Here is a 15,063-nt window from a genome sequence, read left to right on the forward strand (position 1 = left end):
ATTAAGCCGCTACAATGCTAACCGTTCTGCGGTTTTTCGGGCCTTTCACTTCAAACTTCACTGCGCCGTCTTTCAGAGCAAACAAGGTATGATCCTTGCCTAAACCTACGTTGGTACCCGGATGAAAAGAAGTGCCACGCTGACGGATAATGATTGAACCTGCGGTAACGGTTTGGCCGCCGAAGGCTTTTACACCCAGACGCTTGGCCTGTGAATCGCGACCGTTACGGGTACTACCACCTGCTTTCTTGTGAGCCATGTTTATACTCTCCTAAATTACGCCGTGATACCGGTGATTTTTACTTCAGTAAACCACTGACGGTGACCCATGGTCTTCATGTGGTGCTTACGACGCTTGAACTTCAAGATGCGAACTTTTTTGTGACGACCTTGAGCGATCACTTCAGCAGTGACCTTGGCACCAGCCACTAATGGCTCACCGATTTTTACATCGTCGCCATTACCGATCAACAAAACTTCATCGAAGTTAACAGTAGAACCGGCTTCCAATTCAATTTTTTCCAGCTTCAGTAACTGGCCTTCTTTAACGCGGTATTGTTTACCGCCAGATTTGATCACAGCGTACATAATGACGTTCCAATAAAAATATGACTTTACACCTTCCCTCTGACTGACCCACTTCTAAAGGCAACGCCTACGCTGCGGCACCCTATGGTGGGGAGAGGTTTTCGAAGGCGCGCAATTGTAGCGAAAGGTAATGCATAAAACAAGTATATACAGGGGCAATGTTGACTATCCCCTGCTACAACGCAACCGTTTACCCCACGCGAGTCAATGATCTGTCAATTTGCTAGGGCTGCACCTTGACACCCCCTCCGACTGCCCATAGCATCGGCCCCGGCTCACGGTAGGTAGGCGACCCTTAAACAATGCAGACCAGCATGCACATCAACGATATTCAACGCGTGGTTGCCGCAGAATTTGCTGCGGTGGATGCCGTCATTCACGACGAATTGAATTCCCGCGTACCCTTGGTTGAACAGATCGCCGAATACATTGTATCCAGTGGCGGCAAGCGCCTTCGTCCGTTAGTCACCCTATTGGTTGGCAAAGCACTGCGCCACGATAGTTCGGATCTGATCAAGCTGGCGACGGTGATTGAGTTTCTGCACACCGCAACCTTGTTGCACGACGATGTGGTGGATATGTCAGCAATGCGACGTGGCCGCTCTACGGCAAACGCACGCTGGGGTAATGCCCCTTCTGTTCTGGTCGGAGATTTCCTCTACTCACGCGCCTTTCAGCTGATGGTGCAAATCGGCAATTTGCCGGTGATGAATCTTCTGGCCGATGCCACCAACGTCATTTCGGAAGGCGAGGTGCTGCAGCTGATGAACGTGAAGAACCCTGACTTGAGTGAAAGCGACTATATGCGGGTGATTGAAGGCAAAACCGCCATGTTATTCGCCGCCGCTACCGGCAGCGCAGCGGAGTTAGCGCAACCCGACGCGGCCATCGTTGCCGCGGCTCAGCAGTACGGTACGGAACTGGGCTTGGCCTTTCAAATTCAAGACGACGTATTGGATTATGCGGGCGACAGCGCCACGCTAGGTAAGAATGTTGGTGACGATCTGGCCGAAGGTAAGGTAACACTGCCCCTCATCCATACGCTGAAAACCACCGATGACGGAACACGGAAAATGATCCGCAAAGCCATTCGCCAAGGCACCACAGAAACCGACACCGTGCAGGCTATTTTGGCTGCCATGCAGGCTACTGGGGCACTAAGCTATTGCACCCAAAAAGCACATGAACATGCCCAGCGTGCCATCGATGCTCTGGCCGACTGGCCTGACAGCGAAGCTAAAGCCGCCTTATGCGGGCTGGCGATATTGGCCGTTCAACGCAAAACATAGCTCGGCGCTTTACCTTAGATTAGAGATCGGCGTTACGCACGAGCTGACTGTTCACGAAGGCATGCAAAGCGAGAAAGTCTACGTCGCTCAGGTATTTGAATTGAATACCATAGGCCGCGACAGAATTCGCCATATCAAAACGGTCTATCGCTGTACGCGCATAGGCTTCGATATTCACAATCCGCGTAATATGCCCCACGGCAACCTTAGCGGTGATTAACAACTCATCACCCATTTCCGCTACCGGCTGCAAGGTTTCAATTTTGGCGCCTGTGGTACTGATATCCACAATGGCACCATGCACATTCTCGATCTGGGTGTTGGTTTTATTGATCACGGTGATGGGCAAGTTCGCTTGCGCCCGCGCCGCGTTACGCACCTCGCCGACTTCGACACGCCCCGGATACGCCAAATGTAGGTAGTGAAAGGGCGTGGTGCATAGATGAATCACTTTCGTACGGAAACCACAGGCCACTTTATTGGCGAAAAAACGCACAATCAGAGACTGATCCTTACGAAACAGGACAGGTCGACCGTCCACCATGGGCGTTTGGACCAACACGGAGCGCGGGGCGACCAAGCCAATCAGTTTCGTACTCAGGCGGGAATCCGGCCGATCTGCCACTTCCATATGAACACCAACACCCGGTTGTATTTTTAGTTTTGTGAGTTCAACGCTGGCCATGATTCCCCTGTGGCGTCATTCTGTTAATCCATGCTGGGCAGCTACTTCTACCGCCCGCTTTACCCCTTGGCGCCAACCACGCTGACGAATGCCAAAGGTAAAAAATAATTTTTCCGTTGCCAAAACGGCATGGCGCGCCGAATACACCCGGTCATTCAATGCACTGCTGTCTATGGGCTCGACTTTTGGCTCTGGTGCCTCGGTACGCTGGGCGAACGTCGTTGCAATCGTACGAGCAAAATCATACCGCGTCGTGGGGCCGCGATCGCAATAATGATAGGTTCCCCACAACGGCGGGTCGGTATCACAATCCACTTGCTGCAGAATGGCGGCACAGACTTGCGCTAGATGCACCGCATAGGTTGGACAACCGATCTGGTCATTCGCTGCCTGCACGCTATCGCCACGCTGCAATGCGGCCAATGTCCGCGCAAAAAAATTATTGCCTGTTGCAGCAAACACCCAACTGGATCGCACAATGACGTGCTGCGGGCACAGCTCACGCACCGCTTCTTCGCCTTCCAACTTGCTATTACCGTATACGTTCTGCGGATTGGGCTTGTGTTCTTCGGTGTAGGGCAGGCCCAACTGACCGTCAAAAACATAATCCGTGGATAAATGGAGCAAGGGAATCGAATGTTCCGCACACACCCGGGCCAGGTTAGCGGCCCCATCCCGATTGACGGCGTAGCAATGCGCAGCATCCGACTGCGCCGCGCGCACATCAGACACGGCCGCCATATTGACAACATAGGTCGGTTGCTCTCGCTCAACGACGGCAGCAATCTGCTTTAGGTCCGTTATATCCATCTGCGCATGCGCCACGCCGCAGTGCGGTAACTGCAAATCAGCACAGACACGCAGCATTGCTTGCCCTAGTTGGCCGTTCGCGCCAGCAATCAAAATCTTCATAGCGCGCGGGGTTCCATGCTAGCGGTTATCAATACGGTAAAGCCTTTATTCAATGATTACTAAAGTTCGTCCAAGTAATGTAACCCAGAGCGCAGCGCCAGAACAGAGTTCACGTGGGGAATTTAAGCAAGAATTGGACAATCTCGGGATCTCGACACACAATGACATAACTGAACATGGAGAAACGTGACTTATGCGTGTTCGCAAACCCAAACTGACGTCGGCATTTACGCGCGTAGGCATGGTCTTCGTCTTGCTCGGCGTTATTGCGCTGCCCATTGATACCGCAGGTCTTTTCCCCAAACCATCAATCATGCTGTTACCCTTGGGGGTATGTTGTTACATCATCGGTTGGTATCGGGACCGGAAAATATACCGCCCTAAACGCAAGCGTACCTGGGACGATGACGAAACCTAGGCCGTTTTAGGCGGCAAGGGTATACGCACCACAAAGCCCCACGCTACCACCGCTACCGCAACGCCGCTGACCCAAATCCCTAAGGCGGTCGGCATTACCGTACCGTCCATGCGCACCCCTAACCATTGACCGATGAAGAACGAAAAAATCACCATAATGAAACTGCTCAATGCCGTAGCCGCCCCGGCAGAGCGTGGGAATGGCCCCATGGCTCCACTTTGAGCACAGGGCTGGTTAATGCCATGACCAATCATATAGATGTAGAGCGGTAACATGATCGACCACACGGCTTGAATACCCGCCAAAGCTAACACACCCATCAAGGTGCCACCGACCAGCGCAAAGACACCGCCAATGGCCACCGTGCGCTGCACCGAGTAGCGCAACAACAATCGACGGCATAACAAAGTACCGCTGATGTAGGAAGCCGACATGGTAAACATCAATAAACCGTAGACGGACGACGACAACGACAAGATCTGAATAAACACAAAGGACGACGTGGCTAAAAACACAAACAAACCGGCATAGGTTGCCGACTGCAAGAGCGCAAACGACCAAAACGTATGATTCGCCAAAATGGACTTCCACGTATGCAGCAATACGTTTGGTCGCAAGGCATCGAGCTTCGGTGCCCGCAAGGTTTCATCAATTTTCAACAGAATCAAACCCAAGGCGACGCTGCCCACCACGGCAAGAAACAACAAGGCAATACGCCAGCCAAACAAGTCGGTCAATAAACCGCCGATCGGCGTACTGACGCACGCCACCACACCCAGGCCGGATAATCCCTGGCTCATGACCTTGGCCGCCATGATAGGATCATCAAAGCAATCCCGCACCAAGGCACGAGCGGCCATAATGGCCGCACCCATCGCAACGCCCTGTAGCACCCGCCAGGCAATCAAACTTTCCATCGAAAAAGAGAAACTGCTGCCGATGGCCGACAGGGTGTACAAACTTAAGCCGATGATCAAAATGGGACGCCGCCCAACGCGGTCGGAAATCGGCCCCCAAATCAGTTGTGATGCGCCAAATGCCAACAGCAAGGATGACAAGGTCAACTGTGCCTGTACCATGGTGCCGCCGAAGGTCGTAGTGAGCGCTGGCAACGCAGGCAGATAGAGGTCAGTACTCAGTGGTTGCAGCCCCAACAGCAAGGTGAGAGCAACCACGAGTACGGCAGGCGATATAGACACAATGAATTCCTTAGCTAAGACTCACAGGCTTGCAGAGGCACGAACGCCTCAATGATCAAGCCTGTGATAGTACTGAAGAGGCCTTGGCTCAAAAAGGAATGTCGTCATCGAAATCATCAAAGGAACTGGTAGGCTGTGCGGCTTGTTGCTGCGGAGCCTGCTGCTGTGGGGCTTGCTGCCGTGGCGGCGCTTGGTTCGGCTGGTTGAACGGATTGTTGTTGCCTTGCTGGTTGCCATAACCACCGCCTTGTGAGCCACCGTAAGACTGACCGCCCTGGTTGCCGCCGCCTTGGTTGCCGCCACCCATCAACTGCATTTCGTTACAGACGATTTCCGTCGTCCAACGGTCATTACCGTTTTGATCCTGCCACTTACGAGTCTGCAAGCGTCCTTCCAAATAAACCAGTGAACCTTTGGTTAAATACTGGGCGGCAATTTCGGCCTGACGACCGAACAAGGTGCAGCGGTGCCATTCGGTTTGGTCCGGGCCGCGCGTGCCATCAGGGTTCTTCGAGCCCAATTCATTGGTCGCTACGTTTAAGTTTGCCACCTGCATGCCACTGGCCGTTGCTTTAACATCAGGGTCCTGGCCCAAGCGGCCAAGAATGATCACTTTGTTTACTGTACCTTTTGCCATGGTTCTAATCCGCCTTCCTGTTATCTTGCGCTGCCATCAAAGCAGTCTCATCAAATTCATGTCGGGACACCCGTAGCATTACGGACCCTTCTTGCTCATCAATATGGACATCCAAAACACCGTCTAACGCCGCTAATTGCTCTTGCCAAACCGGTAACGAGTTATGCCGCGCTGCGGGAATATCACTGAGATTCAGCACCAGTTGCCGGGTTAAAGGTGGCGGTGCTTGAAGGAGTGTGAGCATGAACCATATCAGCAGTAAGATCAATGCAGCGGTACCCAAACTGGTCATTTCCCAGCGGTCTATTACCTGCCCACCGACAACTCCACCGGCCGCTGCGCCCAAGAATTGCGCGGTGGAGAAGAAGCCCATGGCTGTTCCGCGCTGGGCCACCGGTGCCATACGGCTTAACCATGAAGGTAGGCTGGCTTCAAGAAAATTAAACCCGACGAAAAATAACGCCATCGCCACCACGAGAGTGCCCATCCCCATGCCACCCCAAAACATCAAGCCGATCCCGACCGCCAAGAGCACCTGCGCCAACAACAGCATGGGTTTGGGCAAGCCCCGGCCTTCGCTCACCCCCATCATGGGGCCCAAGGCCACAAAGGCCAGAACACCCACCACCAAATACAGCCAACCTTGCTGGGCCAGGCTCAATCCCAACTCCGACAACTGCTGCGGCAAATACAAAAACGTACTGGCAAGAATGGCATGTAAAAAGAATACGCCGAGATTGAGCGTCCACAAACTGCGTTCCGCCAACACCGGGCGCATGGCACTGGCCTGCCAGCGTTGATATCCATGTTCGCTGTGCCGCACCGGAACCGGCAAGCTGAACACCAGCACCATGCTGCCCAACGCCAACACAGCGGTAAAAAAGAACACGCCCGACAACCCGAACGCATTGGCGACCAACGGCCCCACCACCATGGCTAAACTGAACGACGCCCCAATACTGATACCCACCACCGCAAGGGCACGGGTGCGGAATTTGGGAGGAGTAAGATCACTTAACAACGCCAGCAGTGTGCTGGATATAGCCCCCGCACCTTGCAACGCACGACCCACCACCAACCACACAACATGGTCCGCCAGTGCCGCTACGACACTGCCCACCGCAAACACCAACAAACCCACCACCAGAATCGGTCGGCGGCCAATGACATCCGACAATACCCCCAATGGAATTTGCAAGCTCGCCTGCGTGAGCCCATAGATGCCCAAGGCCAAACCTAGCGTGGTGGCCGTCGCGCCGGGATAGTCCTGCCCCAGTACAAACAACACTGGCAACACCATGAACAAACCCAGCATCCGAGTCATATAAATCAAACTGATCGAGATAACGGTGCGTAATGGCACAGATAGGTCCTAGCGCGAATTTGGGGCGCTTAGTGTAATGATGTGGCAACAAAATGGCGACCTTTGCGACACATCGAAAGGCCGACTGGAAGACTGTATATCATTCCAGTATTATTCCCGATCCTATTGAGTGTACCAGAGGCTTATGAAGAACATCGACGTACAGGGTGCCCGCACGCACAATCTGAAAAACATCAATGTGTCGATCCCGCGTGATCAGTTAGTGGTCATCACCGGCCTCAGTGGGTCAGGCAAATCATCCCTGGCATTCGATACGCTCTATGCCGAAGGTCAACGGCGCTATGTCGAGTCATTGTCCACCTATGCCCGGCAGTTCCTGTCGATGATGGAAAAACCCGATGTTGATCACATTGAGGGTTTGTCGCCTGCTATTTCCATCGAACAGAAAACCACCACGCACAACCCGCGTTCTACGGTAGGCACCACCACCGAGATTTATGACTATTTGCGTCTGCTGTTCGCCCGCGCCGGGGAACCGCGTTGCCCGGAACACGGCGAACCGCTTGCCGCACAAACCGTCAGCCAGATGGTCGACCAAGTGATGGCGCTGCCGGAAGGCGCGCGCTTGATGTTGTTGGCCCCCATTGTGAAAGAGCGCAAGGGCGAGCACTTACATGTGTTCGAGCAACTTCGGGCGCAGGGCTTTGTGCGCGTCAGAGTCAATGGTTTGGTATGTGATCTCGATGACGTCCCTGAACTCGACAAAAAGAAAAAACACAGCATTGAAGCGGTGGTCGACCGTTTTAAAGTACGTGATGATCTGCGCTTGCGGTTGGCAGAATCGTTCGAAACCTGCTTGGCCCTGGCGGACGATGTCGCCATCATCATGTCGATGGACGACGACGGCCCTGACCCACTGATATTCTCGGCCAAATTTGCCTGTCCCGTTTGTGGCTACTCTATCCCTGAACTGGAACCACGGGTGTTTTCGTTCAACAACCCGGCGGGCGCCTGCCCGACCTGCGACGGCTTGGGCGTAAAGCAGTATTTTGATGAACATAAAGTCGTCCAAGGACCGCATTTACGCTTGGCGGAAGGTGCTATTTCTGGCTGGGACCGGCGCAGCATCTACTATTTTTCTATGCTCGAAGCCTTAGCGGAGCACGATGGCATTGATTTAAGCAAAGACTGGGAACAGCTTCCCGAGCGCTTTAAAGACCGCGTATTACGCGGTACGGGTGCTGAAAAAATCCGCTTTCGCTACGTCAACAGCCGGGGCGATACGGTAGAACGCTCGCATCCTTTTGAAGGCGTTTTACCCAATATGGAGCGCCGCTACCGCGAGACCGAATCGGCCTCCGTGCGTGAAGACCTTGCCAAATACCTCACCGAGCAACCTTGCCCGGACTGCCACGGCTCGCGCTTGAAGGAATCTTCGCGCCATGTATTTGTCGACAACCACAATTTGCCCGCCATCACCCACATGCCCATTGGTGACGCTTACACCTATTTCGAGCAACTGGCGTTACCGGGAAAACAAGGTGAAATTGCGGATAAAATCCTCAAAGAAATTCGCCAGCGCTTATCGTTTCTCGTGAATGTTGGCTTGGATTACCTCAGCATTGACCGCTCCGCTAACACCCTGTCCGGTGGCGAAACGCAACGTATCCGACTGGCCAGCCAAATTGGCGCCGGCTTGGTTGGGGTTATGTACATTTTGGATGAGCCCTCCATCGGCTTGCACCAACGCGACAACGCACGCTTGCTCGACGCGCTTCGCCATCTGCGTGACCTGGGCAACACCGTTTTGGTGGTTGAGCACGATGAAGACGCCATTCGCCTTGCCGACTACGTGCTAGACATAGGCCCCGGCGCGGGCGTTCATGGTGGTGAAGTGGTGGCCTGTGGCACGCCCGACGAGGTGATGCGCAATCCGGCATCCTTAACGGGCCAATACTTGTCAGGAAAACAACGCATAGATGTACCACACGAGCGCCACCCATTCCCGAAAGGCCATGTATTGCGCTTAGAAGGCGCGAACGGCAACAATTTGCAGAATGTCACACTGGAAATTCCGGTCGGTTTATTCACCTGCGTGACCGGCGTATCAGGCTCGGGCAAATCTACCCTGATCAACAGCACACTGTACCCACTCGCCGCCACGGCTCTGAACAATGCCACGACGTTGCGTGCCAGCACGCACCAGCGCATTTTGGGCTTAGAGCATTTCGACAAGGTGGTGGATATAGACCAGAGCCCCATTGGCCGGACACCTCGCTCGAACCCCGCGACCTACACCGGCATATTCACCGCGGTGCGTGAGTTGTTTGCGGCCACCCAAGAAGCCCGTTCACGCGGCTATACGCCGGGCCGCTTCAGTTTTAACGTACGTGGTGGACGCTGCGAGGCGTGCCAAGGCGATGGCGTGATCAAGGTCGAAATGCACTTTCTCGCGGATATTTATGTACCCTGCGACGTGTGTATGAGTAAACGCTATAACCGCGAGACGTTAGAAGTGCTGTACAAAGGCAAAAATATCCATGAAGTGCTGGACATGACAGTAGAAGAAGCCAATGCGTTTTTTACCAACATCCCGGCTCTGCAGCGCAAAATGCAAACGCTGATGGATGTGGGCCTGTCGTATGTAAAACTTGGCCAGTCAGCCACCACACTTTCAGGCGGTGAAGCACAACGGGTTAAACTGGCGAAAGAACTGTCAAAGCGTGATACGGGGAAAACGCTGTACATTCTGGACGAGCCCACCACCGGTTTGCATTTCCACGACATTAAGCAGTTGTTACAGGTACTGCATCAACTGCGTGATCGTGGCAATACCATTGTGGTTATCGAACACAATCTGGATGTGGTGAAAACGGCCGATTGGGTAGTGGACCTCGGCCCAGAGGGCGGTATTCGTGGCGGGCAGATCATTGGTGTTGGCACCCCTGAAGCTATAGCGGCGATGCCGCATTCGCTGACCGGGAAGTTCCTCGCCCCGTTGTTGGCGCAGGCAAAAGAGCATGTGTTGGCTTAATGTTCGTTGATGCTGGCGGCGTATCCCGGCTGGGCTTTCGGGGTGTGCCTCCGGCGCTTCACGGCAGGCCGGAAGGCGCGCCTTGAGGCACACACCCTACGCCCGCGGGCAGAGCTTTTTCGCACTCAGCGTATAAAGCTTTCTTTGTCGCACAGCCCTGCTCAACCTCGTCGCTGATCGAAAGATCACCCCTCAGGGCACTCAAAACCCTGAAAATTATTTTCTCGACCGATCACGCAAGAATATTCTACAAACTACTTACTTAAATTCTATTAAGCTATTGATATATTTACGTTTATTTCCATTAACATTATTATTTTCGTATATTCTAATCTAGTGAAACCTGACGATTTTCCACCCCCAAAATCGTCAGGTTTCACTATGGTGCTGGGGAAAATAAGGGTGTTATTCTAACCCCCGTTGAAGCGAGCGGGTGAAGGATGCTCCACCTCAGGGAAGTTGCCTGCGAAGGATTTGCCGGCATGCAAAAGGAAACGCATCAGTTCGCAGACACAGGTAGAAGGATTAACGCTGAGCCAAGGATGGCTACCCCTCTTTTTTTAGCAAATACCGGGCTGCCTTTTTTGTACTCACCGAATTCGTTTAGGCCAGGGGCATAGGCATACCCCGAATTCCCATGCTAGGGTAAACGCATGGCGGGTCATTCGTGAATGACCCCTACAGATAACCGCGTTCGCGCTTATAGGTATCCACGAGATAGCCACTGATCGACCCGCTGGGTGGCCGCTTCGGCAAATTATCCAACGGCCACCAGCGCGCATCGACAATCTCGGTGGGTTCCAACACAAACTCACCATCCGCGTAATCGGCCAAAAAGCCAAGCATCAGCTGATTTGGAAAGGGCCAAGTCTGGCTATTGATGTAACGCAAATTGGTAATCCGCAACCCGACTTCCTCGAAAACCTCCCGATGCACGGCTTGCTCAACCGACTCGCCCACCTCCATAAAGCCCGCTAAGGTGCTGTAATACCCCGACTTCTGTTGCCGCACTCCTTGCGCCAACAGTACTTCATCACCACGGGTCACCAAGACAATGATGCAAGGATGAATCCGCGGATAAAAGCGCAGGCGACATGGGTCACACGCCAAATAATGCTCTTCATAGGCGCGCCGGGTTTGCCTCCCGCATTGGCCGCAATATTGATGTTGGCGTAACCAAGTGACCAATTGCGCGGCGCGGCTGGCCACCGCGAAGGCTTGTTCCGACAATAACAATAAATCACGCAGTGGAATCCAGTAATGGCCCTGCGGCGCAATCACTTCTTCAGGCCATTGCACAGCATAATATGGCCGTGCTTCAACATAACCCAACCAAATAGGTTCTTCAGCCAAGCCCATATCCACCAACTGAGGAGGCTGCCAGTGGTCGGCTTGCGTGGACAACACATCCTGTCCGCGCACAATCACCACGCGCGATTGCGCCGGAATGGTCTCAGGCGGGGCATTAAGTTCCCAAGTTAACGGGTTGAGATCATATAGCATCAAACGTCCTACTTTTTATACTGAAAGCCTAAACATATTCAGAGCTGCAATAACGACTTTTCAATGGTGACCATGTCGGCGTCTTGATGCGCGATCGCGTAGCCACTGTTGAGGCCTAAGTTTCTCATACCGGTGTTTTCATGCAGCATTTCGGCGCGCATTAATTCAACGCCTTGGGTGCGCGCAAAGGCTTCCAATTGTGCCAGCATGGCAATGGCCAACCCCTTCTTCTGTACGCTTCGATCCAAGAGCACCGCGAACTCCATGCTGATCACCTTACCCAACCGTGTCAGGCCGCGCACCTCGCCCACCAAGGTGCCATTTTCAGCCTCTAAAACCAACACCATTTCTCGGTGATAGTCGACCTGACACATGGCCGCCAGTTCACGATGTTCGAAATTTAACCGGCTACCAAAAAAACGCAGGCGCAGGGCTTCCGGCGGCTGGCTTTCAAACAGCACTTTCATGGCCGGTTCATCTTCGGCGCGAATAGGGCGCAGGATAAAATGCTGATCTTTGCGTTCCAGCCGGGTTATCCATTCGCGCGGAAAGACCGGAATGGCAGGTGACACCCACAGGCCGACGTTTGCTGCAGACCCCAACACCACTAAGCGGTCATCCCCTTCCAGCATCAAATTCATTTCCAAACCGACCAACCAAGGGCACTGCTCCGCCATGGCCGACAGACGCATCAAGGCATGTAGCAACGTATCCTCTGCCACCAATGGCAGTCGGCAATGCTCTTGCAGCAGCTGATAAACGTGCGTTTCACGCATCATCATGCGCGCCAGCGTACGGTTCAACGGCGGCAAAGCCATGTTGCGATCGGCCCGCACATTGGCCGAGGTGCCACCGCGGCCAAACAACAGGATCGGGCCATAGACCGAATCGCGGGTGATCCCCAAACTGAACTGCAGCGAATCCAAACGGCGGCGCATCGGCTGCACCACAAAACCAAGTTGGGTGCTGTCGGGAAAATGCAGGGTACAGTCCGCTTTCAAGCGTTCAGCGGCGTCCTGTAATTGCGCCCGCGTGTTGATGTCGACGGATACCGCCCGCCAGCGCCGTTGGGGGTCACCACTGTAGGCAAAAGGGTGCAGATAGTATTGGTGCAACAAACGCACTGACTGGGGTTGCCCGGCCTGAATAGGGTGGTTTGCCAGCGCTTCCTGCGTGGGATAAAAAGTGGAGCCATTGAGATCAAACCCAAACAGTTGCAGCAGTGTTCGCGTATCATCCCAACTTAACGCCTGCGGTGCTGTGGCCTCTTTCGCCCGGTCAAAGGCTTGCAGTTGCTCGGGTGCAGGCAGTGCCAGAGTGGTTTTTTCCGGCGTGCCGCGCAAATTCGCTTGGACTTTTTCATGCTGCACAATGGTCGAAAACGCCACAATCGCATCCGCTGGCATATCAAAATTCAGAATACCGGCCTCATCCAAACGCTGGCGAGCCCTACCGACGGTCGCTTCACCCATCCACACCACCATCAGGGTGCGTCGGGATTGGCGATGATGTTCCAGCAGCACATCGGTCACGCCATTCACATCCAACTTCACGCTCGGCACCAACACCAGTATTTTTGCACCAATGTCAGGAAGTTGGTCAATGGCACTCAACATGCTGCGCACAAACTCGGGGCTGACACTGGCCGGTAACACCAACGGATTGTGCTGGGTGCGGTTACCGTGCAGAGTTTGCTCCAACAGGTTCTGCGGCAACCCCGAGAGCTGTGCCAACAACCCCCCTTGGCGTACCAGCTCTTGCTCGGCCAGCAGTACCGGCCCGAGACCATTGCCCAGCAGCGCCACCCGGTAGGAATACAAAGGCTTTGAACGCACCAATGTTTCTACCCCGCCGAGCAAGGTTTGTATGTTATCGACCAACAAAACGCCTGCCCGGTCAAAGTAGGCAGGGTCTAACCGGTCACGCGATGCCAAGCCGGGCGGCACCGGCGTATGCAAGTCTGTTTTGAGCACCAACACTTTTTTGCTTTTTGAGGCAGCTCGCAACACCGTCATAAAGCGCTGCGCATTTCGAATGTTTTCAACATGCAGCAAAATGGCTTTAACCCGCCGGTCTTCCGCTAAATAATCCACCACATCGCTTAAACTGACATCGGCGCGCGCGCCCACCGTCACGAAGTGCGAAAAACCATACCCACGGCCGGTCGCCCAATCCAACAATGCTGACCCCAAGGCGGACGACATACCCACATAAGCGATGCTGCCCGGCTTGGCCTGAATGTGCGAAAACGACACGTTCATATTGAACGATGGCACGATAACGCCAAGGCTGTTCGGCCCCATTAAGCGAATGCCCCAGCGGCGCGCTAGCCCCGTCATGCGGCGCATGGTGCGCGGCCCCAATTGATCGCGCGCCATCCCACCGGAAAGCACCAAGGCAGCCTTAACACCCGCTTCAGCAGCACCTTTTATAGCGCGCAACAATGCCTTCGCGGGCAAACAAATGACGGCCAAATCAATCTGGTCTTGCGGACGAATTTGATAGATGCACTTAACACCATAAACGGTTTCGTAGCGTTTCAGGTTCACTGCCAAAATACGATGCGGATAGCCAGAGGCTTGTAGGTTACGGAGCACCAACCCACCCATGCTGCCGTCGCGTTCGGACGCACCTAAAACAGCAATGGACTTGGGTTGGAAAAACGCGTCAAGGTCGGCCATGCATCACATCATTCTGGCTTCTGGGTGTGTGCTTAACAGTAAAGCCGAAAGCGCTAGTGGGTGCAATGTGAAGATGGGTTTTCGGGGCATACCGATACCTTGAATAGCCCTGTAAAAGTCACCAAAGCACGTGCCAAACTCCGGTTTTATCCGAGCCAACGCGCTCAATAGCCTCAGCTTCACGCAGCGATTTAAGGTGGCGCTCAATGGTGCGACTCGATTTACCTGTGGCATCCGCCAACGCCTGAATGGTCATCTGCGGTGATGTTCGCAACAGAGACAAGATGTGTTGTTGCACCGCAGGTAGGCCACGGTCATTTACACCGACATTTACACCGACATTTACACCGACATTTACACCGACACCTTCATCATTAATCACCTCATTCATTGCCGCTAAAATCATCTGCAACATGAATTCTATGAAGGGGGCTGATTCGCCCAAGGCGGTGCTTGCACGTATCGCACGGTAGTAACCTTCTTGATGTTGGTAGACCATGCTTTCAACCGGAATGTTGGTAAAGACGGCCCGCCAGCAAATCACGTTCGCTTGCTGCCTGCCACTGTGGCAATTGTTCGTAGACAGCTATAGCGTTGCGGGCCTCCTGGACTTGTTTCACCGGAGCCAACACGCGTTTACCGTCCAGTATCGCCGTTATCTGCTGCACAGAAAGCGTGTTCCCTTCAATCGCCAGCGAGCCTTGGATGGTACGCATGCGATTCACTTTGCGTAAGTGCAACTGAGTTTACTCGAACTCGGCCGTCAGTTGACCTACCGCACTGCCGATGTCTG

The 15,063-nt window shown here is 53.9% G+C and carries 14 protein-coding genes; 3 read left to right on the forward strand and 11 right to left on the reverse strand.

What is annotated here, in order from left to right; translation table 11 throughout:
• Window position 1: 1 nt before the first annotated feature.
• Both rpmA and rplU read right to left on the reverse strand, forming a co-directional pair.
• Window positions 2–259 (reverse strand): 50S ribosomal protein L27, encoded by a 258-nt coding sequence (gene rpmA / locus ACFOSD_RS12590; RefSeq protein WP_380697057.1) that lies wholly within the window; start codon window positions 257–259, stop codon window positions 2–4.
• A gap of 17 nt (window positions 260–276) precedes the next feature.
• On the reverse strand, window positions 277–588 hold the full coding sequence (gene rplU, locus ACFOSD_RS12595) for a 50S ribosomal protein L21 (protein WP_449329097.1): 312 nt from the start codon (window positions 586–588) through the stop codon (window positions 277–279).
• 302 nt (window positions 589–890) lie between these two features.
• Between rplU and ACFOSD_RS12600 the strand changes: the two genes are divergently transcribed.
• Window positions 891–1,877, forward strand: coding sequence for a polyprenyl synthetase family protein (locus ACFOSD_RS12600; protein ID WP_449329098.1), 987 nt, complete (start codon window positions 891–893; stop codon window positions 1,875–1,877).
• A gap of 19 nt (window positions 1,878–1,896) precedes the next feature.
• On the opposite strand, the gene ACFOSD_RS12605 is transcribed toward ACFOSD_RS12600, so the two are convergent.
• Together ACFOSD_RS12605 and rfbD are read right to left on the reverse strand one after the other, a co-directional pair.
• Window positions 1,897–2,562: a flagellar brake protein gene (locus ACFOSD_RS12605; RefSeq protein WP_380697059.1), complete on the reverse strand. Its 666-nt coding sequence runs from the start codon at window positions 2,560–2,562 to the stop codon at window positions 1,897–1,899.
• 15 nt (window positions 2,563–2,577) lie between these two features.
• Complete coding sequence (rfbD, locus tag ACFOSD_RS12610) at window positions 2,578–3,474, reverse strand: dTDP-4-dehydrorhamnose reductase (RefSeq protein ID WP_380697061.1); 897 nt, start codon at window positions 3,472–3,474, stop codon at window positions 2,578–2,580.
• 193 nt (window positions 3,475–3,667) lie between these two features.
• Between rfbD and ACFOSD_RS12615 the strand changes: the two genes are divergently transcribed.
• Window positions 3,668–3,892 (forward strand): hypothetical protein, encoded by a 225-nt coding sequence (locus tag ACFOSD_RS12615; protein ID WP_380697063.1) that lies wholly within the window; start codon window positions 3,668–3,670, stop codon window positions 3,890–3,892.
• Here the strand turns inward: ACFOSD_RS12615 and ACFOSD_RS12620 are convergent.
• The 3 genes from ACFOSD_RS12620 to ACFOSD_RS12630 all read right to left on the reverse strand — a co-directional run bounded on the left by ACFOSD_RS12620 (window position 3,889) and on the right by ACFOSD_RS12630 (window position 7,091).
• On the reverse strand, window positions 3,889–5,091 hold the full coding sequence (locus tag ACFOSD_RS12620) for a Bcr/CflA family efflux MFS transporter (RefSeq protein WP_380697065.1): 1,203 nt from the start codon (window positions 5,089–5,091) through the stop codon (window positions 3,889–3,891). The two genes, ACFOSD_RS12615 and ACFOSD_RS12620, sit on opposite strands and share 4 nt — an antisense overlap.
• Window positions 5,092–5,179: 88 nt before the next feature.
• Window positions 5,180–5,728, reverse strand: a complete 549-nt coding sequence (locus ACFOSD_RS12625; protein WP_380697067.1) for a single-stranded DNA-binding protein — start codon at window positions 5,726–5,728, stop codon at window positions 5,180–5,182.
• A 4-nt stretch (window positions 5,729–5,732) separates the two neighbouring features.
• Window positions 5,733–7,091, reverse strand: coding sequence for an MFS transporter (locus ACFOSD_RS12630; protein ID WP_380697069.1), 1,359 nt, complete (start codon window positions 7,089–7,091; stop codon window positions 5,733–5,735).
• A 145-nt stretch (window positions 7,092–7,236) separates the two neighbouring features.
• Here ACFOSD_RS12630 and uvrA point away from each other — a divergent pair, with 145 nt between their 5' ends.
• On the forward strand, window positions 7,237–10,086 hold the full coding sequence (uvrA, locus tag ACFOSD_RS12635) for an excinuclease ABC subunit UvrA (RefSeq protein ID WP_380697071.1): 2,850 nt from the start codon (window positions 7,237–7,239) through the stop codon (window positions 10,084–10,086).
• 678 nt (window positions 10,087–10,764) lie between these two features.
• On the opposite strand, the gene nudC is transcribed toward uvrA, so the two are convergent.
• The 4 genes from nudC to ACFOSD_RS12655 all read right to left on the reverse strand — a co-directional run bounded on the left by nudC (window position 10,765) and on the right by ACFOSD_RS12655 (window position 14,986).
• Window positions 10,765–11,589, reverse strand: a complete 825-nt coding sequence (gene nudC, locus ACFOSD_RS12640) for an NAD(+) diphosphatase (RefSeq protein WP_380697073.1) — start codon at window positions 11,587–11,589, stop codon at window positions 10,765–10,767.
• A gap of 38 nt (window positions 11,590–11,627) precedes the next feature.
• The gene (locus ACFOSD_RS12645; protein ID WP_380697075.1) at window positions 11,628–14,270 is read right to left on the reverse strand and encodes a bifunctional acetate--CoA ligase family protein/GNAT family N-acetyltransferase; all 2,643 of its coding nucleotides are present in this window, start codon (window positions 14,268–14,270) and stop codon (window positions 11,628–11,630) included.
• Window positions 14,271–14,388: 118 nt separating this feature from the next.
• Window positions 14,389–14,769, reverse strand: coding sequence for a winged helix-turn-helix transcriptional regulator (locus ACFOSD_RS12650; protein WP_380697077.1), 381 nt, complete (start codon window positions 14,767–14,769; stop codon window positions 14,389–14,391).
• Between the two features lie 4 nt (window positions 14,770–14,773).
• Window positions 14,774–14,986, reverse strand: coding sequence for a hypothetical protein (locus tag ACFOSD_RS12655; RefSeq protein ID WP_380697079.1), 213 nt, complete (start codon window positions 14,984–14,986; stop codon window positions 14,774–14,776).
• Between the last annotated feature and the right edge of the window lie 77 nt (window positions 14,987–15,063).

The organism is Salinispirillum marinum, assembly GCF_042650105.1.
GTDB lineage: Bacteria > Pseudomonadota > Gammaproteobacteria > Pseudomonadales > Natronospirillaceae > Salinispirillum > Salinispirillum marinum.

What these genes read in the sequence shown, in the direction of transcription:
- rpmA (WP_380697057.1), bottom strand. Translation starts at nt 259, where the DNA reads ATGGCTCACAAGAAAGCAGGTGGTAGTACCCGTAACGGTCGCGATTCA.
- rplU (WP_449329097.1), bottom strand. Translation starts at nt 588, where the DNA reads ATGTACGCTGTGATCAAATCTGGCGGTAAACAATACCGCGTTAAAGAA.
- ACFOSD_RS12600 (WP_449329098.1), top strand. Translation starts at nt 891, where the DNA reads ATGCAGACCAGCATGCACATCAACGATATTCAACGCGTGGTTGCCGCA.
- ACFOSD_RS12605 (WP_380697059.1), bottom strand. Translation starts at nt 2,562, where the DNA reads ATGGCCAGCGTTGAACTCACAAAACTAAAAATACAACCGGGTGTTGGT.
- rfbD (WP_380697061.1), bottom strand. Translation starts at nt 3,474, where the DNA reads ATGAAGATTTTGATTGCTGGCGCGAACGGCCAACTAGGGCAAGCAATG.
- ACFOSD_RS12615 (WP_380697063.1), top strand. Translation starts at nt 3,668, where the DNA reads ATGCGTGTTCGCAAACCCAAACTGACGTCGGCATTTACGCGCGTAGGC.
- ACFOSD_RS12625 (WP_380697067.1), bottom strand. Translation starts at nt 5,728, where the DNA reads ATGGCAAAAGGTACAGTAAACAAAGTGATCATTCTTGGCCGCTTGGGC.
- uvrA (WP_380697071.1), top strand. Translation starts at nt 7,237, where the DNA reads ATGAAGAACATCGACGTACAGGGTGCCCGCACGCACAATCTGAAAAAC.
- nudC (WP_380697073.1), bottom strand. Translation starts at nt 11,589, where the DNA reads ATGCTATATGATCTCAACCCGTTAACTTGGGAACTTAATGCCCCGCCT.
- ACFOSD_RS12645 (WP_380697075.1), bottom strand. Translation starts at nt 14,270, where the DNA reads ATGGCCGACCTTGACGCGTTTTTCCAACCCAAGTCCATTGCTGTTTTA.
- ACFOSD_RS12650 (WP_380697077.1), bottom strand. Translation starts at nt 14,769, where the DNA reads ATGGTCTACCAACATCAAGAAGGTTACTACCGTGCGATACGTGCAAGC.
- ACFOSD_RS12655 (WP_380697079.1), bottom strand. Translation starts at nt 14,986, where the DNA reads ATGCGTACCATCCAAGGCTCGCTGGCGATTGAAGGGAACACGCTTTCT.